The organism is Streptomyces phaeoluteigriseus (genome assembly GCF_001896135.2).
Taxonomy (GTDB): Bacteria; Actinomycetota; Actinomycetes; order Streptomycetales; family Streptomycetaceae; genus Streptomyces; species Streptomyces phaeoluteigriseus.
In genome coordinates this window covers 58,818-81,646 of sequence record NZ_MPOH02000002.1, presented here as the reverse complement: position 1 = coordinate 81,646, position 22,829 = coordinate 58,818, and the positions used below count along the sequence as shown (strand labels likewise).

At 72.2% G+C, this 22,829-nt stretch carries 19 protein-coding genes and 4 pseudogenes; 18 read left to right on the top strand and 5 right to left on the bottom strand.

All coding sequences use genetic code 11. The features are described from left to right. Positions 1-71 precede the first annotated feature (71 nt). Positions 72-1,300: pseudogene (gene ccrA / locus BM536_RS01060) on the top strand (crotonyl-CoA carboxylase/reductase). A gap of 122 nt (positions 1,301-1,422) precedes the next feature. Continuing rightward, positions 1,423-1,617 (top strand): antitoxin, encoded by a 195-nt coding sequence (locus BM536_RS01055; RefSeq protein WP_073497927.1) that lies wholly within the window; start codon positions 1,423-1,425, stop codon positions 1,615-1,617. 897 nt (positions 1,618-2,514) lie between these two features. Here the strand turns inward: BM536_RS01055 and BM536_RS01050 are convergent. Both BM536_RS01050 and BM536_RS01045 read right to left on the bottom strand, forming a co-directional pair. Next, positions 2,515-3,999, bottom strand: a complete 1,485-nt coding sequence (locus BM536_RS01050) for a class I adenylate-forming enzyme family protein (RefSeq protein ID WP_073497929.1) — start codon at positions 3,997-3,999, stop codon at positions 2,515-2,517. After that, positions 3,999-4,247 carry an acyl carrier protein gene (locus BM536_RS01045; RefSeq protein ID WP_073497931.1) on the bottom strand — a complete coding sequence of 83 codons (249 nt, stop codon included), beginning with the start codon at positions 4,245-4,247 and terminating at the stop codon, positions 3,999-4,001. The genes BM536_RS01050 and BM536_RS01045 overlap by 1 nt, the downstream gene beginning before the upstream one ends. A gap of 405 nt (positions 4,248-4,652) precedes the next feature. Here BM536_RS01045 and paaA point away from each other — a divergent pair, with 405 nt between their 5' ends. From paaA to BM536_RS00975, 15 genes and pseudogenes are all read left to right on the top strand, one after another. Further along, entirely contained in the window at positions 4,653-5,750 is a 1,098-nt protein-coding gene (paaA, locus tag BM536_RS01040; protein ID WP_245873222.1) for a 1,2-phenylacetyl-CoA epoxidase subunit PaaA, read from the top strand. Then, positions 5,747-6,058 (top strand): 1,2-phenylacetyl-CoA epoxidase subunit PaaB, encoded by a 312-nt coding sequence (gene paaB / locus BM536_RS01035; protein WP_073497933.1) that lies wholly within the window; start codon positions 5,747-5,749, stop codon positions 6,056-6,058. The genes paaA and paaB overlap by 4 nt, the downstream gene beginning before the upstream one ends. A 37-nt stretch (positions 6,059-6,095) precedes the next feature. Further along, positions 6,096-6,911, top strand: a complete 816-nt coding sequence (paaC, locus tag BM536_RS01030) for a 1,2-phenylacetyl-CoA epoxidase subunit PaaC (protein WP_211362802.1) — start codon at positions 6,096-6,098, stop codon at positions 6,909-6,911. A gap of 32 nt (positions 6,912-6,943) precedes the next feature. Continuing rightward, positions 6,944-7,419: pseudogene (gene paaD / locus BM536_RS01025) on the top strand (1,2-phenylacetyl-CoA epoxidase subunit PaaD). A gap of 8 nt (positions 7,420-7,427) precedes the next feature. Next, a complete protein-coding gene (locus tag BM536_RS01020; protein WP_073497941.1) occupies positions 7,428-8,606 on the top strand; it encodes a 2Fe-2S iron-sulfur cluster-binding protein in 1,179 nt (392 codons plus the stop codon). A 52-nt stretch (positions 8,607-8,658) separates the two neighbouring features. Continuing rightward, positions 8,659-9,435: an SDR family oxidoreductase gene (locus BM536_RS01015; RefSeq protein WP_094102372.1), complete on the top strand. Its 777-nt coding sequence runs from the start codon at positions 8,659-8,661 to the stop codon at positions 9,433-9,435. Between the two features lie 121 nt (positions 9,436-9,556). Beyond that, complete coding sequence (locus BM536_RS01010) at positions 9,557-10,411, top strand: tryptophan 2,3-dioxygenase (RefSeq protein ID WP_073497937.1); 855 nt, start codon at positions 9,557-9,559, stop codon at positions 10,409-10,411. Then, positions 10,401-11,248, top strand: a pseudogene (locus BM536_RS42140) (alpha/beta hydrolase family protein). The gene BM536_RS01010 and the pseudogene BM536_RS42140 overlap by 11 nt, the downstream one beginning before the upstream one ends. Beyond that, on the top strand, positions 11,245-12,504 hold the full coding sequence (locus tag BM536_RS01000; RefSeq protein WP_094102371.1) for a kynureninase: 1,260 nt from the start codon (positions 11,245-11,247) through the stop codon (positions 12,502-12,504). The pseudogene BM536_RS42140 and the gene BM536_RS01000 overlap by 4 nt, the downstream one beginning before the upstream one ends. Positions 12,505-13,064: 560 nt before the next feature. Next, the gene (locus BM536_RS00995; protein ID WP_073498975.1) at positions 13,065-13,481 is read left to right on the top strand and encodes a nuclear transport factor 2 family protein; all 417 of its coding nucleotides are present in this window, start codon (positions 13,065-13,067) and stop codon (positions 13,479-13,481) included. 302 nt (positions 13,482-13,783) lie between these two features. After that, positions 13,784-14,002: a hypothetical protein gene (locus tag BM536_RS00990; protein ID WP_073498974.1), complete on the top strand. Its 219-nt coding sequence runs from the start codon at positions 13,784-13,786 to the stop codon at positions 14,000-14,002. A 784-nt stretch (positions 14,003-14,786) separates the two neighbouring features. Then, the gene (locus tag BM536_RS00985; RefSeq protein ID WP_073498973.1) at positions 14,787-15,461 is read left to right on the top strand and encodes a LysE family translocator; all 675 of its coding nucleotides are present in this window, start codon (positions 14,787-14,789) and stop codon (positions 15,459-15,461) included. 244 nt (positions 15,462-15,705) lie between these two features. Then, positions 15,706-15,840 carry a hypothetical protein gene (locus BM536_RS43820; protein ID WP_281258527.1) on the top strand — a complete coding sequence of 45 codons (135 nt, stop codon included), beginning with the start codon at positions 15,706-15,708 and terminating at the stop codon, positions 15,838-15,840. Positions 15,841-16,366: 526 nt separating this feature from the next. After that, the gene (locus tag BM536_RS00980; protein ID WP_073498972.1) at positions 16,367-16,789 is read left to right on the top strand and encodes a hypothetical protein; all 423 of its coding nucleotides are present in this window, start codon (positions 16,367-16,369) and stop codon (positions 16,787-16,789) included. Positions 16,790-16,930: 141 nt separating this feature from the next. Continuing rightward, positions 16,931-17,860, top strand: a complete 930-nt coding sequence (locus BM536_RS00975) for a M23 family metallopeptidase (protein ID WP_073498971.1) — start codon at positions 16,931-16,933, stop codon at positions 17,858-17,860. Between the two features lie 6 nt (positions 17,861-17,866). Here BM536_RS00975 and BM536_RS00970 read toward each other — a convergent pair whose 3' ends face one another. The 3 genes from BM536_RS00970 to BM536_RS00960 all read right to left on the bottom strand — a co-directional run bounded on the left by BM536_RS00970 (position 17,867) and on the right by BM536_RS00960 (position 21,742). Then, positions 17,867-19,492, bottom strand: a complete 1,626-nt coding sequence (locus BM536_RS00970; RefSeq protein ID WP_073498970.1) for a serine/threonine-protein kinase — start codon at positions 19,490-19,492, stop codon at positions 17,867-17,869. Further along, positions 19,489-20,286, bottom strand: coding sequence for an FHA domain-containing protein (locus tag BM536_RS00965; RefSeq protein WP_211362797.1), 798 nt, complete (start codon positions 20,284-20,286; stop codon positions 19,489-19,491). The genes BM536_RS00970 and BM536_RS00965 overlap by 4 nt, the downstream gene beginning before the upstream one ends. 847 nt (positions 20,287-21,133) lie before the next feature. Beyond that, positions 21,134-21,742 (bottom strand): ABATE domain-containing protein, encoded by a 609-nt coding sequence (locus BM536_RS00960; protein WP_094102370.1) that lies wholly within the window; start codon positions 21,740-21,742, stop codon positions 21,134-21,136. Positions 21,743-21,835: 93 nt separating this feature from the next. On the opposite strand from BM536_RS00960, the pseudogene BM536_RS00955 reads away from it, so the two are divergent. Continuing rightward, positions 21,836-22,623: pseudogene (locus BM536_RS00955) on the top strand (MBL fold metallo-hydrolase). Positions 22,624-22,829: the final 206 nt, after the last annotated feature.

Genomic DNA, 22,829 nt, shown 5'->3' with positions numbered 1-22,829 from the left:
TGAGCCGCCGGGCGGCGTCCGCCCCGAGTCCCGACCCACCGAGTACGCCCCGACCGTTCAGGAGACCCCGCGTGTCCGCGACCCAGGACCTCTACGAGCTCGGCGACGCGCCCGAGATCGGCACCGTCCCCAAGAAGATGTACGCCTCGCTCATCCGCCGCGAGCGCTACGGCCGGCCGTCGACGCCTTCCGTACCGAGGTGGTCGACGTCCCACCCGTCGGCCGCGGCCAGGTCCTGGTGAAGGTCATGGCCGCCGGCATCAACTACAACAACGTATGGGCGGCGCTGGGTTCGCCGCTCGACGTGATCACCGCACGCCAGAAGGCGGGTGCCACCGAGGACTTCCACATCGGTGGCTCCGACCTGTCCGGGATCGTGTGGGCGGTCGGCGAGGACGTGCGCGGGGTACGGCTGGGCGATGAGGTGGTCGTCCTGGCCGCCCGGTGGGACGAGTCGGCCGAGGACATCCGCCTGGGCACCGACCCGGTGGTCTCCACCAGCCAGCGGGTGTGGGGCTACGAGGAGAACTACGGCTCCTTCGCCCAGTTCGCGGTTGTCGACGACTACATGCTCCACCCCAAGCCGGCCCGCCTTTCCTGGGCGGAGTCCGCCTGCTACATGGCGACCGCGGCCACCGCCTACCGCCAGCTCTTCGGCTGGGAGCCGCACACGGTACGCCCCGGCGACCCGGTGCTGATCTGGGGCGGCGCCGGCGGACTGGGCTGCATCGCCATCCAGTTGGTCCGGCACGTCGGCGGCATCCCCGTCGCCGTCGTCTCCAACGAGGAACGCGGCGAGTTCTGCCTCAAGCTGGGCGCCAAGGGATGGATCGACCGGCGGGAGTTCGACCACTGGGGCCGGCTGCCGGACACCTCCGACGACGCCGCGATGGCCCGCTGGCTGTCCGGCGCCCGCGCCTTCGGACGGCGCTTCTGGGAGGTGCTCGGCGAGCGCCGCAGCCCGCGCATCGTGCTGGAGCACTCGGGCGCCGACACCATCCCCACGTCGATGTACCTGTGCGACAACGGAGGCATGGTCGTCATCTGTGGCGGAACCACCGGCTACAACGGTGACGTGGACCTGCGCTTCCTGTGGATGCGGCAGAAGCGACTGCAGGGCTCGCACGTCGCCAGCGCCCGCGAGGCACGGGAGATCACCCGGCTGATCGACCAGGGAGTCGTCGACCCCTGCCTGTCACGCACCTTCGACTTCGACGAGATCGGCCTGGCCCACCAGCTCATCCACGACAACCGCCACCCGGCGGGGAACATGGCGGCGCTGGTGAACGCCCGGGTGTGACGGTTGCGGCGGACCCGGCCGCGGTGGGGGTGGAGCCGGCCGCGCGCTCCGGGTGATTTGCCCCGGGCCAGCGGGGTACCCGCGGCCAGGTACGACGCACGCGCTATCGCGGGAGGTGCCCCATGGGCAAGCTGGGTGACATGGCGAGGAAGGCCAAGGACATGGCGAAGGGCCACCCGGGCCAGGCGGACAAGGGCGTCACGAGCGCCGAGCGAGCGGTCGACGGGCGGACGGGGAACAAGTACGACGCCCAGACCGACAAGGCCGCCGAAGCGGCCCGTCGTTCCTACCGGGACCGCGGTACGACGGAGCGATGACTGTCGGGACCGACCTTGCGGCCCCCGGCGCTGTGCGCCGGGGGCCGGGGGCGTGTGGTCACCTCTCGGAGTCGGCCCACCCCAGGACGTAGCCGAGCACTCCTGTCCCGAAGGGCACCACGCGTACCCGTACGGCGTGCGCCGGCTTCGGAGGCAGACAAATACGCAGGCCGTCCCCGGAGGGGCACTTCCGCAGGGCCCGCAGGGTCACCGACGGCTCGGCCGCTCGATGACCCGCTACGGACCGATCCAGGGCCTTCCACACGGCACGCGGCTTCCTTGGCCGAGAACAGCTCCGTCAGCGACCATGCCGCGTCCACCGGCCGGGAGCCGGTGAGCAGGAGCCCCTCCTCGTCCACGCGCAGGACCAGGCGTCCGCACGGTGGGGGAGTGGCCGGAACCCCAGATCGCAGCTCCAGAGCGCAGCCGAGCGGGATGCCGTGGCTCGGCATGCGGGCCACGGCGACGGCTATTCCCGCGCTGTGCGAGATGCATGCCGCCCGTCCGGGCGGAAACACCGGCAGCCGTCCCGAGCGGGGGATTTAGCAGCACCACTAGTGACCGCCGCCGGGCTCGGCCTCATCGGCGAGCCGGTCGAGGTCGGCCGACGGGACGTCTGCGGACGTGCGACTGCCACGGGGTGCGCGGCCTTACGACGTCTCTGCCTCGGGTTGCGTGGCCGTACGACGTCTCTGCCTCGGGTTGCGTGGCCGTACGACGTCTCGCTGTCGGGCGCCGGGCGAGGACCGGAACGGCCGATGTCGGAAGGTCACCCACCACGGCAGGCGGAGGAACCCGACCGGCCGGGGCCGGTGCGGAAACGCCACCAACCCCGGCGGACCAGTATCAGAGGGGCGCCCGGTCAGCGCGCCCCGCTCCGGACGGCTCCGCACACCCTCAGACCCGCAGCAGCTTCTTGATGATCTTTCCTGCGGGATTGCGCGGCACCTGCTCGATGAACTCCACGCGTCGCGGCCGCTTGTACGGCGCGAGCAGCCCCGCGACATGCGCCAGCAGTTCCGCCGTACCCGCGTCCGCGCCCGCCTCCAGGACGACGTACGCCAGCGGCACCTCGCCGTAGTCCTCGTCCGGCATCCCGACGACGGCGGTGTCCCGCACAGCGGGGTGGGTCATCAGGGCGCGCTCGATCTCCGACGGGTAGACGTTCTGGCCCGCGCGGATGATGACGTCCTTCGTGCGGTCCACGAGGCTGATGCGGCCCTGCTCGTCCACGAACCCCAGGTCGCCGGTCCTGATCCAGCCGTCGAGGGTGATCTCGCGGGTGGCCTCCGGGTCGTTCCAGTAACCCTGCATGAGGCCCGGCCCGCGCACGACGATCTCGCCGATCTCGCCGCACGGCATGTCCCGGCCGCCCTCGTCCACCGCACGGGCGGACATGCCCGGTACGACCCTCCCGCACGGGATGCGGGCGGTGACGTCCCCGGGGGCGGGGTGCTCCTCGGGGCCGAGAGTGACGAACGGGCCGCCCACCTCGGTCATGCCGTACACCTGTCGGAAGCCGCAGCCGAGCCGCTGGACGGCGTCGGCGTACACGTCGAGCGGCATCGGGGCGGCGCCGTACAGGATCTCCCGCAGCGAGGAGAGATCGGTGCCGTGGGACGCCTTGGCCTGCAACATGAAGCGCAGCATCTGCGGCACCATCCACATGTGGGTGGCACGGTGCCCTTCCACCGCGGCCAGCGCACGCTGGGGGGTGAAGCCGGGCATCAGCACCACCGTCGCGCCGGCCGCCAGGTAGGTCAGGGACACGACCATGCTGCCGTGGTACAGCGGGCAGCAGTTGACCATGACGATGTCGTCGGTGGGCCGGGCCATGACCAGCCAGCCCAGGGCGATGGCCCGGAACGACCCGCTGTCGACGGTGACGCCCTTGGCCTGTCCGGTGGTCGCCGACGTGTGCAGTACGGCGATCGGGTCGGTGTCGGCCACGGCGGGCAGGTCCCGCTCGGCGGCCAGGGTGCCCAGCGTCTCGAAGGCGGGCTTGTCGAAGGCCAGCCGGATCCGCACCGACTCCGGTAGCTCGGTGTGCCGGTCCAGCAGCTCCGACTCGCCGAGGACGGCCACCGCCCCGACCCGTTCGACGATGCCGGTGACCTCGGGCACGGCCAGGCTGTGGTTCAGCGGCACGAACAGCGCGCCCAGCCGGGCGAGCGCGAAGTAGCTCTCCAGGACCTCGATGCGGTCCTTGGAGAGCACGGCGACCCGGTCACCGCGGGCGATGCCCAGATCGGACAGCCCCCGTGCCAGTTCGGCCGTACGGTCGTGGAACTCGGCCCAGGTGACGCTGCGTTGCTCGTCCACCAGAGCCGTCCGGTCGGGGAAGCACTGACGGTTGCGTTCCAGCAGCTGTGTCAGCCACATCACGCACCGCCGGTGGCACCGGCGACGGAGTGCTCGGCGACGAAGCGCTCGTAGTCGGCGATCGTGTGCAGCCTCTCCATGTCCGCCGCGGTGATCTCCACGCCGAGCCGCTGCTCGACGAGCAGGACGAGACGCACCAGGTCCCCGGAGTCGATGCCGCTGGCGGCGAGGTCGTCGTCGTCGCCCACCTTGTCCGCGTACTCGATCGTGCCGGTGAGTTCGACCAGCAACTCCCTGATGGTGCTCATGGTTTCCCCTTTCGCCTCGGCGTGCCGACCGCCGTGCGGAACTCGACTGTCACCCCTCAAGAGGCGGAATCGGTCGGCCCCACTCCCTGGACCGGCTCGTGAGCTTTGTCACGCGCCCGGACGGCGGGCGCCAGGGATAGCCGGGGCCCGTCTCCGGCCTCTTACCGCAACGAAGAGACGCTCTCACCGCAACGAGGAGACGTGTTCCGGCACGACCGTGTTCCGGCACGGCGCAGACGGAGAAGGAGCGAGAGGAGTGAGGCGAGTGACCAGGCAGCCGGTACCGGTACGGGCCGCGGGAGGGCGCCCGGTACGCCGCGTCGCCGAGGCGCAGACCGCTCGTGCGGGCGGTGGTGCCGCGTGAGCGCACAGGCCACCGCTGCCGTACCCGCGGACCAGGCTGCCGTGCCTGCCGAGCGGGTAGCCGCACCCGGGGCCCATGACGAACTGCTCGCGCACTTCGACGCGCTCATCGCCGAGGGCGCGACGATCGAAACACGCGACTGGATGCCCGACGGATACCGTCGCATGCTGATCCGCCAGATCGCCCAGCACGCCCACTCCGAGATCATCGGCATGCAGCCGGAGGGCGCCTGGCTCACCCGGGCACCGTCCCTGCACCGCAAGTCGGTCCTCATCGCCAAGGTCCAGGACGAGGCCGGCCACGGCCTGTACCTGTACTCGGCCGCCGAGACGCTGGGCGTGGACCGCGCCGACCTGCTGGAGGCCCTGCACCAGGGACAGCAGCGCGCCTCGGCGACGTTCAACCACCCGGCGCTGACCTGGGCGGACACCGGGGCCATCGCGTGGCTGACCGACGGCGCCGCCGTCATCAACCAGGCTCCCTTGTGCCGCACCTCCTACGGGCCGTACGCGCGGGCGATGCGCCGCGTCTGCCAGGAGGAGGCCTTCCACGTGCGGCAGGGCTACGACCTGATGCGCGCGCTGTGCGAAGGGACGCCGGACCAGAAGGAGATGGCACAGGACGCGGTGAACCGCTGGTGGCTGCCGGCCGTGGCGTTGATGTTCGGGCCGCCCGACACCGAGGCGGGCGGTGCCGACGCGCGGACGGCCGCGCTGGGCGCCGCGGTCTCCCGCCGCGCGATGGCCTGGGGCATCAAACGCCACACCAACGACGAACTGCGCCAGCGCTTCGTCGACAGTTGCGTTCCGCAGGCCGAACGCCTCGGCCTGACGCTCCCCGACCCGGCGATCCGCTGGAACGAGGAGCGCGGCCACTACGACTTCACCCCCGTCGACTGGGACACCTACCGCGAGGCGCTGGGCGACGACACGCACTGGGCGCGGCAGCGGATCGCGCACCGCAGGGCCGCGCACGACGACGGCGCCTGGGTGCGGGAGGCGGCCGCCGCGTACGCCGCCCGCGCGGACGCGGGTGCCTCGCCGGCCGGAGCGGCCGCCGGGGAACGGACGGGAACCGGCGGCAGGGACGGGACGCGGTCCGGCGTGGCCGCCCCGCAGCGTACGGAGGAGCACACATGAGCCGCGACCGCGAGGGCGCACCGGCGTCCTGGGAGGTCTTCCTGCGGGCCCGTAGGGGCCTGGCCCACCAGCACGCGGGGTCGGTGCGCGCGGCCGACCCGGACGCGGCGCTGGCCATGGCGCGTGACCTGTACGCCCGCCGAGGCGATCCGCTGTCGCTGTGGGTGGTCCGCTCGGACGCCGTGCACACGGCCTCCCCGGACGAACGCGACCCGTACTTCGCCGGTGCCCACCACAAGCCGTACCGGTATCCCGAGCACTTCGCGCCGCTGACCGAGAAAGGGCCCGACGGTGACCACGCCGAGTGACACTTGGGCGGCCGCCGCCGCGGCCGCTGCGACCCCGGTGGCGGCCGAGGACACCTCCTGCGCCGCCGGCGCCCGTACCGACGCCGACCCTGCCCGCCCGGCCCACGCCGATCTCGCCGCGCATCTGCTGCGCCTCGGCGACGACGCCCTCGTCCTCGGGCAGCGCCTGTGTCAGTGGATCACACGTGCGCCGACCATCGAGGAGGACCTGGCGCTGTCCAACATCGCCCTGGACCTGATCGGTCACGCCCGCACCCTGCTCACCCGCAGCGGACAGCTCGACGGGACCGGCCGGACCGAGGACGACCTCGCCTTCACCCGCTCGGCGCGCCAGTTCACCAACGCCCTGCTCACCGAGTTGCCCAACGAGGACTTCGCGGTGACCGTGGCCCGGCAACTGGTCTACACGCACTACGCGGTCCTCCACTACGAGGCGCTGGCGGGCTGCGCCGACGCCGAACTGGCCGCCTTCGGCGCCCGCGCCGCCAAGGAGGTCGCCTTCCACCGGCTGCACGCGGACCGCTGGACCCGGCGGCTGGGACGCGGCACCCCGGAGAGCACCCGCCGCATGCAGCGGGGCCTGGAGCGGGTGTGGCCCTACACCGGTGAACTGTTCGACGAGGACGACGTGTCGCGGCGGCTGGCCGCCTCCGGCACGGTGCCCTCACCGGCCCCCCTGCGCGGTGAGTGGGAACAGCGAGTCTCCGACGTCGTCACCGACGCGGGGCTCACCGTGCCGGCGGCCTCCTGGTCGGCCAAGGGCGGCCGCTCAGGTCTGCACACCGAGGAGTTCGGCCCGCTGATCGACGAACTCCAGTCGGTGCACCGGCAGTTTCCCGGAGGAACCTGGTGAACGGGCCGCAGCCGACCAGGCTCCGTCGCTCCGTGCAGGATGTGCGCGAGCGGGTGGAGGCGATCCCGGATCCGGAGCTGCCGGTGATCGGCCTGGGCGACCTCGGTGTGGTGGGCTCGGTCGCCCCGGGCACCGACGGGGTCCTGGAGGTGGAGATCACGCCCACCTATCTGGGCTGCCCCGCACTGCCCGCGATCACCTCCGCGGTCCGGGAGGTCCTGACCGCGTGCGGCCACCCCGACGGCCGTGTACGGCAGGTCCTCTCCCCGCCCTGGACGACGGACCGCATCACCTCCGAGGGACGGCGCAAACTCGCCGCGAACGGCATCGCCCCACCCGTCTCCCCGGCTCCCGAGGACCGGTCCCCGTCGAGCTGGGCGGGGTGCCCTGCCCGCACTGCGGCTCGCGGGCCACCCGGCCGCACAGCCCGTTCGGACCGTCCCGTTGCCAGTCGATGCTGTGGTGCACGGCGTGCCGCGAGCCCTTCCCCCACCTGACCGCGCTGTGAGGCAGACCGTGAACACCGCCACCCCGTCCACCGCCCTCCGCGAAGTGCCCGTCGCCCGGGACCAGGACCAGGACCAGGACCGGGGCACGCGCCCGCGCACCGGCTGGCACAGCCTGGAGGTCACCGAGGTGCGCCGCCTGACCGCCGACGCCGTGGCCGTCGGCCTCGACGTGCCCGCCGCGCTGCGTGAGGTCTTCGCGCACCTGCCCGGCCAGCACGTCGTCGTCCGCCATCGCCGCGCCGACGGCGAACTGCGCCGCGGCTATTCGGTCTGCCCGCCCCCGCACGACCCCGCGGCGCTTCGACTGGTCATCAAACGGGGCAGCCCCGACGGCTTCGGCGCCCACGCCACCAGCCGCCTCGCGCCCGGTGACCGTCTCGAACTCTCCCCGCCCACCGGCACCTTCACCCTGCCGGACCTGCCCGGCGCCCACCACGTCCTCCTCGCGGGCGGCTCCGGCATCACCCCGCTGGCTGCCATGGCCGCCCACGCGCTGCGCCGGGACCCGGCCTGCCGCGTCTCCCTCGTCCACTCGGTCCCCACCGCCGCGGACGCCCTGCTGGCCGACGAACTCGCCGAACTCAAGGACGCGTTCGTGGACCGGTTCACCGTCCTGTACGTCCTCACCCGTGAGGACCGCGGCCAGGGTGACGGCCCGTTCAGCGGGCGGATCGACGCAGGGAGCCTGTCCCGTCTGCTTGCCGCGGTGGACGCCCGTCCGGGCTCGGACACCGCCTTCGCCCTGTGCGGTCCGCCCGGCCTGATCGACACCGCACGGCAGGTCCTCTCCGCCCAGGGAGCCGACCCGGCGCTGGTCCGCTGGGAGTTGTTCACGTCGGCCGGGACCTCACGGTGGACGCCGGAGACGGCCGAAGCGGTCCGCACGGCCGGACCGGCATCGGGCGAGGAGACCCGCGTCACCGCCCTCCTCGACGGGCGCCACCGCGTCGCCACCGTCCTCCCGCAGGACCCGGCGATCCTCGACGCGCTGCTGCGGGCGCACCCCGACGTGCCGTACGCCTGCCGCGAAGGCGTGTGCGGCAGCTGCCGAGCGAAGGTCCTGAACGGCCAGGTGGCAGCGGAAGGCCAGTACGCCCTGGACGAGGGCGACCGCGCCGCCGGCTACACGCTCGTCTGCCGCGCACGACCGCGCACCCCCGAGGTCACCCTCGACTTCGACGCATGACCCGCACCGGCGGGCAGGCCGCCGTATCACGACTGAACGAAGGAGAACCGCGTTGACCACCACCGCCCGCCACGAGGGGAAGACCGCCCTGGTCACCGGAGGCAGCCGGGGCATCGGCAGAGCCATCAGCCGCCGCCTCGCCCGTGAGGGCGCGCTGGTGGCGGTCCACTACGGCCACGATCCGGCGGCCGCCGAACGGACGGTCAAGGAGATCGAGGCCGACGGCGGTCGCGCCTTCCCCGTGCACGCCGAACTCGGAGTGCCCGGGGACGCCGACACCCTGTGGTCGGCCTTCGACCAGGCCCTGGCCGGGCAGGACGCGCCGACCGGGCTGGACATCCTCGTCAACAACGCGGGCATCACCGTTCCGCGCCCCATCGCCGACGTGACCGAGGCCGACTACGACAGGGTCTTCGCGATCAACACCAAGGCGCCGTTCTTCATCATCCAGCGCGGCCTGAACCGGCTGCGTGACGGCGGCAGGATCGTGAACATATCCTCCGTGGCCACCCGCGTCGCCTTCCCGGCGATCGTCTCGTACACCATGACCAAGGCCGCCCTGGACTACCTCACCCTCTCCCTGGCCCAGGAACTGGGCCCCCGGGGCATCACGGTCAACGCCGTGGCGCCCGGCTACACCGAGACGGAGATCAACCCCACGCTCAGCATCCCGGAGATCCGCCGTAGGTACTCCGAGGCCTCCACGTTCGGCCGACTCGGCGACCCGGTGGACATCGCCGACGTCGTCTCCTTCGTCGCGAGCGACGACGCCCGCTGGGTGACCGGTCAGTGGATCGACGCCTCCGGCGGTGCCCACCTCGGCGTGTGACACCACCTCCCGGCGCCCTCCGCCCGGCGCCCTCCGCCCGGCGGGCGTCCGGCCCGCCGGCCGTTCACCTCCCCGGCCGTTCACCACCCCGGCCGTCCGTCGGCCGCACCTAGGAGTTGCGATGAACAACTGCCCGTCCGCGCTCGCCGAGCCGGTGACGGACGACTCCCACCCTCTGACCCAGCCCTTCACGGGCGCGAGCCCCTACGACACGTACGTCCACGCGTCCGTCCTCAACTCGCTGCAACACCCGCTCACCGAAGCCCCGGACGAGATGGGCTTCCTCGTCACCACCCAGGTGATGGAACTGTGGTTCACCCTGATCGTGTACGAGTGGCGCTCGGCACGCGTGGCCTTCGCCAAGGACGACCTGCGCGCGGCCATGGACGCGCTGGTGCGCAGCCGCCGGGCGCTGACCGCGCTCAACGGCGCCTGGGCGCCGATCGCCGCGCTGACCCCCGCCCAGTTCAACGGCTTCCGGGCCGCGTTCGGCCAGGCGTCGGGCTTCCAGTCGGCGATGTACCGGCACATGGAGTTCCTCCTCGGCGACAAGTCGTCCGGGATGCTGCGCGCCCACCGAGGCGACCCGGCCGTCCACGAGGCACTCGCGGAGACCTACCGCGAACCGTCCCTGTACGACGAGGTCCTCGCGTTCCTGCACCGGCAGGGCCTGCCCGTGCCCCGGAGCGTCCGCGAGCGGGACGTCACCAGCCCGTACACCTCCGAACCCGGGGTGGTGGACGTCTGGCGGCACATCTACGCGGGACCGCAGCACCACCCCCACCTCGCGCTGGGCGAACTGCTCACCGACATCGCCGAACTGGTCACCCGCTGGCGGTTCGAGCACGTCCTGGTGGTGCGCCGCGCCATGGGCTCGAAGCCGGGCAGCGCGGGCTCCGCAGGCCTGGCCTGGCTGGAGAAGCGCGCGGCCCGCCCGGTCTTCCCCGAACTGTGGGAGGTGCGCGGTGACGTCTAGGGTCATCTCCGCCTTCGCGGCCGAGGAGGAGAAGCGGGTCCTGAGCCTGAAGCCGGTGCTGGCGCCGGTGCACGGCCGCTACGGGGACCACCCCCACCAGTCCTACGACGCCTGGCCGGCCGACGATCCCGACGCGCCGGTGGTCGTCCTCCTGCACGGCGGCTACTGGCGCTACGACCGGATGCACCTCACCCCCTTCGCGGCCTACCTCTCCCAGCAGGGCTTCGACGTCCTGCTTCCCGGGTTCCGCCGCTCCGGCGGCGCGGGCGGCTATCCCGAGACCTTCGACGACGTCGCCCGGATCGTGGACACCCTGCCGCAGGGACGGCCCTACGTCCTGGCGGGCCACTGCTCCGGTGGCCACCTGGCCCTGTGGTGTGCCGCCCGCGGACTGCTGCCCCCCGGCTCGCGCTGGCACACGCGCACCCTGCCGACGAGCGTGCTCGCCCTCGCACCGATCACCGACCTCACCGCCACCCGGCGCGACGACCTCAGCGACGGCGCCGCCCTCCAACTCCTCGGCGGCGAAGCAGTGTTCGACGAGCGGCTGCCCGAGGTCGACCCGCTGACCCTGCTGCGCGAGGCCGGCACGACCGGGGTGCCCACCGTGCTGCTGCACGGGGCCGTCGACGAGGAGGTACCGCTCACGCAGTTCAGCGACTACGCGGCCGTCCACCACGGGCTCCGGACGGTCGTCCTGCCCGGCACCGGCCACTACACCCTCATCGAACCGGGAGCACCCGCGCCCGCGCGGTCGCCGAGACCCTGCGGGAGATGTCGGCCGCGTTCGGCCCGCGGCCGTCCGACCGAGCGGGCGAGGAGGCCGCACACCGATGACCACCGCACTCCCGGCACCGACCGCCTTGCGCGAGCGGGCAGCACAGCTCGACGCGGACGACGTCCTCGCCCCCCTCCGCGAGCGGTACCTGCTGCCACCGGACGTCGTCTACCTCGACGGCAACTCCCTCGGCCCGCTGCCCGCCGCCGTTCCGCCGGTCCTCTCCGACGTGGTGACGCGCCAGTGGGGCACCGACCTGATCGGCTCCTGGAACGTCAACGGCTGGTGGGAGGCGCCCCTGCGGGTGGGCGACGCCATCGGCGCGCTCATCGGCGCCGCGCCGGGGCAGACGGTCGCGGGCGACTCCACCAGCGTGCAGTTGTTCACCGCGCTCGACGCCGCCGCCGCGCTCCGCCCGGACCGGCCCCTGCTGGTCACCGACCCCGCGCACTTCCCGACGGACCGCTACCTGGCGGACGCGGTAGCCCGCCGCCGTGGTCTCGACGTGTGCCGGGTCTCCCCGGCCGACCTGCCGCGGTTCCTGGAGACCGAGGGCGCCCGGGTCGCCGCGGTCAGCTACTCGCCCGTCGACTTCCGCACCGGCGAGCTGTACGACATGCGGGCGCTGACGCGGGCCGCGCACGAGGCCGGCGCCCTCGTACTGTGGGATCTGTGCCACGCGGCCGGAGCGCTGCCCCTCGACGTCGACACCCTCGGCGTGGACCTGGCCGTCGGCTGCGGCTACAAGTTCCTCTCCGGCGGCCCCGGCGCCCCCGCCTTCCTGTACGTGGCCCGCCGTCACCACGCGTCGCTGGAGACACCGCTGCCCGGCTGGACCGGTCACGCCGACCCCTTCGGCCTGCGCCGGGACTACACGCCCGCCCCGGGCATCGCCCGCGCCCGCATCGGCACCCCGCCGATCCTGTCCCTGCTCGCCCTCGAAGCGGCCCTCACCGCCTTCGACGGCGTCGACATGACCCAGGTCCGCGACAAGAGCCTGTCGCTGACGGGCTTCTTCCTGCGCTGCGCGGAGGAACTCCTGACGCCCGAGGGCTTCACCCCCGTCACACCGGCCGAACCCGGCCGCCGCGGCAGCCAGGTCACCCTGCGCCACCCCCACGCGCACGGACTGACCGTCGCCCTCGCCCAGCGCGGCGTGATCGCCGACATGCGCGCGCCCGACCTGCTGCGCTTCGGCGTCAACGCCCTCTACACCAGCCACCAGGATCTCCTCACGGCCTCACTGCGCCTCCGGGACATCGCACACGAGGCCGCCTACGACCCGACGCCACCGCCCCCGGGGACGGTCACCTGAGGCCCCCGGCCGCGCATCGCCTGCACAGCACCGTCGACGGCTGTCTCCGCGCGCCGACGAGCAGAGCGGGCCGCCCGGTGCGAAGCACCGGTCCGACGGGCCGACCGGCCCGCCCACCACGCCGCTCCACGGAGGACGGCCGTGCGCCGTCCCCACGAACGTCCGGCGCGCCGCACCCGACCCGTCCGGCGCGCCGCACCCGACCCGTCCGGCGCGCCGCACCCGACCCGTCCGGCGCGCCGCACCGGACCCGGCCGGCGGCCGCGCCGACTCCGAACGGCCGACTGCTCGCGGATCTCACCCGTGCCGCCCACCAGCAGCTGGGTGGCAACGTCGTGCTGGTCCGGGACAACTACAGCCACCACGTCGACGCCACCATGCGTGAGCTGATCGGGAAGCGGCCGTGGCTGACAGTCTTCCGTCCGTCCGTCCTTCCGTCCGCCAGACGGCCAGGCCGGGCCGACTCGGCGTTGCTCGATGCCGAACTCGTGACAGAGGGCGTCACATCAGCTTGCTCTGGGCGTCCTCCCGGCCAGCTTTGGCACGGTTAGGGTCGGAATATGAGTGAAGGAAATGATTCGAGCCCTCAGGCGCAGGGCGGAGATGAGGCCGACGTTCGATTCATTGGCCTCGTGCGGGACTGGGCCGATGCGATTGTCGCCAATGATCCCGTGCGTATCGCCGGCTTCATGGCCGACGAATGGGTGATCGTCTCCCAGTCGGGGGTGACCTCCAAGGAGCAGTTTCTCTCCCTCGTCGAGTCCGGGGAGCTGACCCACTCGGCGATGGACCTCATGACCCACCCCAGGGTCGGCGTCTACGGCGACATGGCCGTTGTCACCGGGCGGGTGACGAACACGGCTCACTACCAGGGCAAGCGTTACGACGCGGACGAGTGGACGACCGACGTGTTCGTGAAGCGAGACGGACGCTGGCTGTGCGTCTTGAGCCACATCACAGCCGCTGTCCCGACCTGAGCCATAGAGGCCGTCCAGTACGTGACCGGCGGGACCGCTACGGCCCACCCGATCGGGCAGCCTGGTGGCCGAATGGTGGGGCACTGGCACGGTCGGCCCCGGGGCGGGTTGTTCCTGCTGCGCGTCGGGCTGTGCGGGGTGGTCTCGCAGTCATCCCCGAGTCGGCCTGCTGTCCGTAGGCCGCTCACCACCCCCGTCACCGCTCTGCCCGGGCCTCGTCCGCCGCCACAACCGCGCGTTCATCGGGAAGATCAGTTGCTTGATCAGGGCATTCGAATGAGAACGACGGGAACACGCACCCCATGACGAACTCCAATGACGAAGCGCAGACGTCCCACACACCGGGATCCCAGCCGAGCGTCCGCCCGGGTTCCGACGAACCGCAGACGATCACGGCGCCGACACCGCCCGTCGCGTGGAGCAGTGGCGCCCCGGACCAGGCCGACCTGGCCGACGAAGAGAACGAGTCGGAACGGTCCCGCACTCGCGACGAATCGAAGACCACGCCCCAGGGCGACTGAGCCCCCTGCTCGGGAGGCGCTGGAAACCAGCAGCACGCGGCGAAGGGGGAAGCCGGCTGGCCAGAGCTGGGCTTCACCAGCCTTCGACCGCCTTGCCGGCGCACCCCGCACACCCGCCCCGGGTGTGACGTGCCGCTTTCGCTATTCCGGCGACAGCCCCTGACCGCCGCAGCGGGCTTGCCGAGCGGCCGGCCAGGGGCGCGCTGGAAAGCGTGAGCATCGCGCCGATCGCCGGAGAGTCACCGTAGGACGCCCCGGGGATCGAGTGGCGCGGTGCCCGCGCGCACCAGCACAACGGCACATTCCGCGGCTGCGACCGGCTTGAACCGGGCGTTCGTCATCGCCGCCCGGCTGCTGGAGCTGTTCTGTTCCGACGCCGCGCTGGAGGCTAGGAGCGCCGCCCTGGGCGAGTTTGGGAGCGGAGCCCCGCCGCCCGGACCGCCCGCCGGTACGGACTCCCCGCCTCGCGCGGCCGGGGTCCGGCCTGGGCCTGCCCTTCGACCGTCCGGGCGAGGCCCGTCAGGTGTGCGACGCCGACCCTTCCGGCGCGGTCTGCTGCCGAAGACGGCCGGCCCCACCACGAGGAGGCCAAGATCGCGCCCCCCGCTGGCCGTGACTCCCGAGCAGTTCGACCGCGGCCTCGACACGCGCGACGAGGCCGTCGCCTCGGTGGGCGGCATGCGGACCCCGGACCCCAGCAGCCTGACAGGGGCCGGGGACGCTTCGGCTCCCGGACCAACCCCCGGCGGCGTACCGGCCGACGGGCCCGACGAACGGAGAGCGGATGTCGGTCGACCTCGTCGGCTTTCTCGGCGTCGTCCTGGTGGCGTACGTGGTACCCGGGCCGGACTTCCTCGTGGTGGTGAGGTCGGCGGCCGAGCACCCGGCAAAAGGACGGGCTGCGGCGCTCGGCGCGCAGGCCGGGCTGTGCGTGCACATGCTCGCCGCCGCAGCCGGCCTGTCGGTGATCGCCGCCCGGTCTCCCCTGGTCTACGACGCCATCAAGCTCCTGGGCGCCGCCTACCTGGTCTACCTGGGGGTGCGGGCGGTCCTGACGACCCGGCGGTCCGCCCGCGAGCGGCGTCACGGACGGGAGACGGCCACCGACCCCCAGGACGGTCCGCCACCGCACCCCACACCCCGGGGCGAACCGGAACCGCACCGGTGGCGAGCCGGCTTCACCCAGGGGTTCCTCACCAACGTGCTCAACCCCAAGGCGGCACTGTTCTTCCTCAGCATCCTGCCCCAGTTCGTCGACGGCGGCGGCTCCATGACCCGGCAGATCTTCTTCCTCGGCATCCTCGACGTCCTCATCGGCATCGTCTACTGGTTCGCCCTCGTCACCGTCGCCGCACGACTGGGCGCCCTCCTGGCCCGCCCGAAGATCCGCCACCGCTGGGAGCTGACCACCGGCTGGCTGTTCATCGCCATCGGCATCGGCGTCGCCGCGACCACCTGATCGTTCCTCGACGGCCCCGCAAGGGGAGTCAGGTCCTGTCGGCCCTTCACAGTCGGGTGCCCGGGGTCTCGACGGCGTCCAGAGCTGCCGGCGACCACGCCCAACTCCGGTTACCGCTACGGATACGGGAAAGCCCCTCAGATCCGCCAGGAGCGGAGCGCGTCCGCGACGTCGTAGATGCTCAGCCGGGTCTCGCGGACTCATCCCCAGCGTCGGTGCCGTCGCCTTCGCCGCCCCCCGCAGCGTGGTTCGCTGCGTCCGGCCCCTCGGCCGCGCCCCACGCCTGGACCTGCCCGGCAGGATCGCCAGCCTCATCGCCCTGCTCCAGATGGTGACGGTGGCCCTGCGCCGCCGGGCACCGGGACTGCTCCCGGCCTGACGGACCGCTCACCGATCGGACCGGCATCCGCCCCGCATCTCTGGCTTCCGGGGGTCGCCGGGCTCGCGTGTCACTCCGGAATCTTCCGGATGCCGCCCTCCGCGTTCCCACGGATACCTTCCAGGCACCGGTCCGGTCACGGCGGCGAGGAACCGGTGACAGCGATCCCACAGCGCGCGAAACGCGGCCGGAGTCTTTGGGGGAACACTCGTGGGTCCACGTCCACTCGACCACGTCCTGCGCGGTGGCCTGCCTCTCGCGTCCGCGGTGCTGTCGCCGCTCGCGGCGGCGGGTTGCAGCCACGCCGCCACCCCGCGGCGTCGGCACGGGCGCCCTCGGTAACGGCCCTGGTGACGGCCTACGCCGCGGTCTGCCCGGCCGCGGGTGGCGGAGGGGGAGGCGGCTGCTCCGCCGTCATCGCCTGAATCGGCGTCAACTTGTGCCCGCCTCCCGTCGAGTGCCGGACGGACATCCGGCCACCGCGTGCCCACCCGGAAAACACCCGTACACGACGAAGGAAGAAACCATGATCGGGAAACACGTCACAGCAGCTGCGGCATCCATCACGCTGACCACCGCACTGGCCGGAGTCCTGGTCGCTCCCTCGGCACGGGCGGCGACGTCCGCACCGGCGACGACGACGTCGGCGGCGGCCGAGTGCGGGGTGCGCGCTCACGACGGTCGGCTGTGGTGCGGGAACAGCGGATCGGCGCCGACCCGGGTGGAGCCGTTCCACGAAAGCCCCATCACCGGTCTGCTGCAGTCGACGTTCAGCTACTTCACCTGCTGGTCGCCGGGCGGACTGCACGGCGGCGGCAACACGACCTGGTACCGCACGGTGCCCGACTGGAGCAGCGACGGGCGGGAAGGCTACGTGCCGGCCGACTGGGTGTTCACCCCCAGCTGGTTCGACGCCGACCCGAGCAAGTACGGCCTGCGGCGTTGCTGACGGGGGCGCCCCACGGCCCCGCCCGGCAGCGCTGACGCCCAGGGTCGTCCGGGCCTGGCCCGGTCCGGCGGCCCTGGCCCGGCCGGAACACCGTACGAAACGACCGCCCGGCATCGGGTCGGGTGGGCCAGGAAGGATTCCATGAGCACATTACGCAGCAGACACGCCTTCGGGGCAGCGCTGCCACAGCCGTTCGTCCTCGCCGTCGCGGCCGTCCTCGCGGTGTTCGGGTTGTGGACGGCTGCCGGGGCGGCCCCGGCGGCCGCCGCGCCGACGCAGGTGACCGCGGCTGCCCGGCCCGACTTCCGGCTGCCCTTCGCCTGCGGTGAGACCTGGCAGTTGCAGACGTACGAGGGACACGCACCCGACGACAAGAAGCTCGACATGTTCCGCGTCGGCGGGCAGACGCTCGGCGCTTCGGTCGTCGCCTCGGCCGCCGGCACGGTCACCGAGCTGTTCGAGCCCGGCGGCCTGGAGATCAACCACGGAGGCGGCTGGTTCTCGGTGTACCTGCACATGGACCGCATCGACGTGCGTCTGGGCCAACAGGTCTCCTCGGGTGCCCCGCTCGGCAGGCTCGGACTCGTCGGGACCACCTCGGCGCACCTGCACTACGAGCAGCTGTACGACACCAACGGCGACAACGACGGCGAGACGGACGAGATGGTGTACCCGGTGCTCCAGGGCACCGAGTACCGGCTTTCCCCCTCCGGCCAGTTTCCGCACGTGACCAGCACCAACGCCTGCGGCGGCGGTACCACTCCGGAGCGGTTCTGGGTGGACACCTTCGCCGACGCCCCCGGTTACGCGGCGGTCGACTGCGTCGGCGACACCAGCCCCCGCTGCGCGGTCCAGGGCAAGCTGCTCAAGGGCACCAACTACGTCCTGTGCAAGAAGCTGGGCGACGAGGTCCGCGTGGGGAACTCCTTCAACCACTGGTGGCTGCTCACCGACCTCGACGAGGTGGCACCGGGCGGCTCGGGCCGCGCGTACGTCTCCGCGTACTACCTCCAGCGGTGGGGGAACGACGAGGCGAAGGACAACGACGGGCGCGACATCCGGCTGTGCTGACCGAGGTCAGCCAGGAGAGGGCCGGGCCGGACACTCAGCGAGTGCGGGGCGATCCTTCGTCCGCACGGCCGGCAGCCAGGCCGTGGTCCGGCCCTTCTCCGCCGTGAGACGCACCCTGTACCACCGAAACGAGAGCGTGCCCGCCTCGTCGGCGACCGGCACCCCCCGAGGGAGCTGGCAGTCGGCGGTCAGCACGTCACCCTCCCACACCCTGGTCCGCACGACGTTGTCGATGTCGTACGGCAGCAAGGGGTCGATCGCGAGTCCGAGGCTGCACAGACTGTCCCGCTCGTCGAGCCGGTCACACGACCGCTCGGCGTTGTACACCTTGATGCGGGCGTTCGACACGATGCTCGGCCCCGGCCCGTCCTGCCCGGACGCGGCGCCGTTGCCCGGTGACCGGTCGTCGCCGAACTGGAGCCACCCGACGGCGCCCAGACTGCTCGCCGCCACCGCCACCGCCATCGCCATCGCCATTGCCAGCGTGGAAGCTGCCAGGACCGTGCGTCTGCGCCGATCTCCCGAGGGCGTCGAGGACCGCTCTCCCTCCGCCCGGATGCGACCCAGCAGGCTCTCGACGGTGTGCGCGGCGCGGTCGGTGTGGGCCGGACTGAGGCAGTCGGCCGCCAGATCGCGCCAGAAGGGAGGCACGCGCAGATCCATCCGCAGCGGGGCGCGTCCGTCGGCGTACTCCTGTGCGGCAGCTCCACGGGCCGCCGGCGTGGCCCCCGGAAACGGCGAGACGCCTCCGGTGAAGACCTGGTGGATCATCACGCCCAGCGCCCAGATGTCGGTGCTCTGCCGCACCTGCACGCCCCGTTCGCCCAGCGACGCCTGCCAGCGTTCCGGCGGCAGGTAGTCGGGGGTGCCCAGGGGAGGGATGTAGGCATGGGTGCCGGTCAGCTCCACCGAGAGGCCGAAATCCGCCAGCCGTACCGATCCGTCCGCCATGATCAGGACGTTGTCGGGTTTGAGGTCCCCGTGCACCCAGCCCAACCCGTGCAGGTGCGCCAGCCCTTCACAGACTTCGGTGAGCAGCCGCGCTCCCTCGCGCACCGACAGCGGCTCCTCCCCGGACGGGGTGGAGGACCGCGCGTCGGACGACGAGGGGACGGTCCGACCGGTGGGGGACGCAGCCTCCAGGCGTTCGCGCAGGCTTCGTTCGGCCCGCTCCATCACGAGCACCACGGCCCCGTCGAAGGCCGGCCCGGCGGACTCGCCCAGCGTGATGGAGTCGAACAACCGGATCAGCCGGGGATGCCGGGTGCGCCGGCTGAGTTCGGTCTCGCGCCGGGCGGTCTCCACCAGTCCACGCGCCTGACGCGGCGCGAGCCCGGCAGTGGGCAGGAACTTGAGGGCGACGTCCGTCGGAGCCGCCTCCCCGTCGGCGGCCGACCCGCCGTCATCCCCGTTCACGTGGCCGTGGCCGTGGCCGTGGCCGTGGCCGTGCCCGTGGCCGTGCCCGTGGCCGTCCTCGTCCCCGTTCACGTGGCCGTAACCCTCGCCGCCCGGAAAGTCCGCACGCCTGGCCGCGTACACAGTCCCCCATCCACCGGCCCCGATCAGGTCGGTGACCTGCCACTCGCCGACCCGGTAGCCGGCCGGGACCACCTCCACGGATCCGCTGCTCACGCTCCCGCCACCCCCGGCCGGTGGAAGGCGGGTCTTCTCGGCGGTAGGAGACCCAGGTGCTCCTCGCGCACCAGCCCGAAACGCAGGGCGAGTCCCGCCACCGCCTCCCGCTTGCCGTTGCGTCGCACGCCCTGACCCGGCCCGGTCACGGGGGCGGTGATCCGCAGCTTCTCGTCCGCCAGATAGTCGATGTGGGAGCTGACCGCCCGGGCGGTCAGCCGTTCGCAGCCCGGCCGGCTCCGCAGCCGCTCGACGATCTGGGGGGTGGTCGCCACCGCCACCGTGGACTCGTCGCGCAGCCTCGGCTCGCACAGTGCGACCAGGACGAGGAAGTAGGTGGAGGTTTCGTCCAGGGAGAACCCGGCGAGCGTCCCGGTGCCCGCCAAGTCGGCCATGCCGCTCGTCCCGAGGTACGCGTGGTCGGGGGCGAACACCTGGAAGCTGACGGCGGCACCCCGGGCCGGCAGGACGACGCGGGCGAACTCGAAGGGCACGGGCGCTCCGGCCCTGCGGGGCGGGACCCTGAAGTATTCCCCCGCTCCCTCCGGGTTCTCCACCAGGTAGGTCTGGGACGTACTGAGGTTGCTCAACTGCCAGTGGTCCTCCGTCACCCGGATCTCTCCCGCGAGCCGGGAGACCGCCGGACATGCCAGCCGTAGATCGACGGGGACGGACGCGGAGCCGCGCCCGAAGCGGGCGACGTCCCCCGGACCGAGCCGGAGGCTCACCGGCTCCGAGGCGGGCGTGATCTCCGTCCTCTCCTCCGACGGTAGGTGGACCAGTACGCCGCTCATGGTCTCCTTCTTCTCCTCGGGATGCTGGCGCCCGTGGTCCCCGTCCGGACGGAGCACGCACGGGCTGCGTGGTTCGGCCCAGCGGACGGGACCGGGTGGGGATCAATGGTCGGTTGAACTGGTCGGTTGATCGAACTTCCGTGAGAGCCACAGGCGTTCAGCTCGCTCCACCCATTAAGAGGCCACGGCGGTAATACCGGTTCCCGGCCGTGGGCGCTCCCGGCAGCGCCGGGCCCGAAGCGGTGGACCGCTTTCCCGAGGGGCCGTTGTGGGGTTGTCACCGGTACGTCCCACGCACGGTCCCGGCATGCTGTTCACGGTCACGTTCGGTCCCCTGTCCGAAATCCCTACGCCCGAGTGCGGCGGCGCCCGGCCTCAGGCCAGGTGGATCAGTCCGGCGACCAGGGCAGCGCGCAGATCCCTCACATGGCAGCACCTTCTGGCCGCCCGGGTCCGTGCCCTGATGGACCTTCAGTAACTGGCGGGATCCTCTCTCGCTCAATTCAACGGCGTCCCTACTCAGGATCCGCGATGTGTGTGAGTCAAGTCCGCCCCGCCGCGTACCAGTTTTATCTCTCGTTGCAGCGCGACCTGGATGCGAGTTCCACGCTCAAGTCGTTGTAAGAACGACGCAAGTTGGGGTGACTCACGCGAGGGTTTCGTGAGTGGTTGTTCAACGGCTTCTGCTGCGCTTGGTCGGACTCTGGTGCAGATCCGGCCAGGTGGAGTCCAACTGCTCGCCCAGGCCGACGTCGGCAGGGCGTCGGCCGCCCGATGCTGCACATCTCTGTGCCTGGGGCCACCATGCTCATCCCTGGGTGTGACTGCTACGTGCACCGGTGGTGCGTCAGCCCGGGGCGCCGCTGCGCCGGGCGTAGGCGCGGGCGGCACGGGCGCGGTCGCCGCAGCGGGTGGAGCACCAGTGGCGCCGACCGTGGGTGCGCAGAAGGAACCGGTCGCAGGGTGCGGAGCCGCAGGCGGCGAGGATGCCGGCGTCGGGACCGGTGAGCAGATCGGCGGCGTCGGCGGCGAGGGCCGCCAGTGCGTGGCTGACGGCCCGGTCGGTGGGATGTGCCTGGATGCGGCGCAGCCCCTGGGCCTCGTCCCAGGCGAGGAGGGGTGCGGTGGGTACGGCAGTGAGTGCCTCGTTCACCGCGTGCAGGGATTCCTCGGGCGGGGTGGTGGCGTCGACGCGGGCGGCGAACAGGGCGCGTACGTGGGCGCGCAGCGTACGCATCCGCTGTGCGCACACCTCGTACAGCTGCACGTCCGGGGTGGTCAGGCCGTGGGCAGCGAGCCAGCGCATGGCGGATTCCGGGGCGGCAAGCAGGTCGTAGCTCTGGCCGGCGGGCAGGGCCGCGGCGGTGTCGGCGAATTCCAGGGAACGGTACCGATCGGCTCCCGGAGCGGGGGGCAGAGCGGTCTGCGCTGTGTCGGTGGTCAGGGTGTCGCCCATACCTCTCATGGTAGCGCTTGCAATTTTCCGTGATGCCCGCCTAGCCTGTCCTCACGTTTAATGAAGATGTTTTTCGTGAGAAGCGGAGATGTGATGTCCCAGCTCAACACCGACCAGTTCCCGGTCCGCACGTTCGGTGGCCCCACCGCTCTGTTCGAGTACGGCGGTCTGCGCTTCCTTACCGATCCGACCTTCGACGGTCCTGGCGACTATCCCTCGCTCGGCCCGACTCTCACCAAGACCGCCCCATCCACCGCCACTCCCGCCGATCTCGGCCCCGTCGACGTGGTGCTGCTCTCCCATGACGAGCACGCCGACAACCTCGACACTTCCGGCCGGCCCTGCTCGCCGACGTCCCACTCACCCTGACCACTCCCGGCGGCGGCGAACGCCTCGGGAAGACTGCCAAGGGCCTGGCGGACTGGGAGACGGTCGAGCTGGAGCGCCCCGGCGGCGGCACCATCACCGTCACCGGTGTTCCCGCCATCCACGGACCCGGCCAGCGCGCGGAGGTCGAGCCGTTCACCGGCCAGGTCGTCGGCTTCGTCCTGACCGGTGAGGGTCTGCCCACGGTCTACGTCAGCGGCGACAACGCCTCCCTCGACGCGGTCAAGGAAATCGCCGAGCGCTTCGCCCCGGTGGACACCGCCATCCTGTTCGCCGGCGCACCCAGCTTCCCCATGCTCTTCGACGGCAACCCGCTGGTCCTGGACAGCGCCCAGGCCGCCGAGGCCGCCCGGATTCTTGGCGCCCGCCGTGTCGTCCCGGTCCACCACGACAGCTGGGCCCACTTCACCGAAGGCCGCGACGAGCTGGAAGTCGCCTTCACTGCCGCCGGCCTGGCCGACCGCCTGGACCAGGACTGGGCGCAGCGCGCCTGATTCCGAACCGCCGCCCAGAAGCTGAAACCTCCGGCCAGGGCGGGGCTGGACCCCGGGCCGCAGGCCGCGCGGCGCCTGATTCATCGGGCTTGGGTGTGGAAGGTGGAGCATGGGCTCCCGCCCTGTGTCCCCCGAGCGGGGCGGGAGCCCGCGGCCTACCCCGGCTCGGGGGCTGGGTTGTAGGGGGCGTGGTGGTGAGGGGACAG

Coding starts and splice junctions, on each gene's coding strand:
- BM536_RS00975 (WP_073498971.1), top strand. CDS start 16,931: ATGAGCACATTACGCAGCAGACACGCCTTCGGGGCAGCGCTGCCACAG.
- paaB (WP_073497933.1), top strand. CDS start 5,747: ATGAGCCGCGACCGCGAGGGCGCACCGGCGTCCTGGGAGGTCTTCCTG.
- BM536_RS00960 (WP_094102370.1), bottom strand. CDS start 21,742: ATGGGCGACACCCTGACCACCGACACAGCGCAGACCGCTCTGCCCCCC.
- BM536_RS00990 (WP_073498974.1), top strand. CDS start 13,784: ATGACGAACTCCAATGACGAAGCGCAGACGTCCCACACACCGGGATCC.
- BM536_RS00985 (WP_073498973.1), top strand. CDS start 14,787: ATGTCGGTCGACCTCGTCGGCTTTCTCGGCGTCGTCCTGGTGGCGTAC.
- BM536_RS01000 (WP_094102371.1), top strand. CDS start 11,245: ATGACCACCGCACTCCCGGCACCGACCGCCTTGCGCGAGCGGGCAGCA.
- BM536_RS00995 (WP_073498975.1), top strand. CDS start 13,065: ATGAGTGAAGGAAATGATTCGAGCCCTCAGGCGCAGGGCGGAGATGAG.
- BM536_RS01045 (WP_073497931.1), bottom strand. CDS start 4,247: ATGAGCACCATCAGGGAGTTGCTGGTCGAACTCACCGGCACGATCGAG.
- BM536_RS01010 (WP_073497937.1), top strand. CDS start 9,557: ATGAACAACTGCCCGTCCGCGCTCGCCGAGCCGGTGACGGACGACTCC.
- BM536_RS01050 (WP_073497929.1), bottom strand. CDS start 3,999: ATGTGGCTGACACAGCTGCTGGAACGCAACCGTCAGTGCTTCCCCGAC.
- BM536_RS00965 (WP_211362797.1), bottom strand. CDS start 20,286: ATGAGCGGCGTACTGGTCCACCTACCGTCGGAGGAGAGGACGGAGATC.
- BM536_RS00980 (WP_073498972.1), top strand. CDS start 16,367: ATGATCGGGAAACACGTCACAGCAGCTGCGGCATCCATCACGCTGACC.
- BM536_RS01055 (WP_073497927.1), top strand. CDS start 1,423: ATGGGCAAGCTGGGTGACATGGCGAGGAAGGCCAAGGACATGGCGAAG.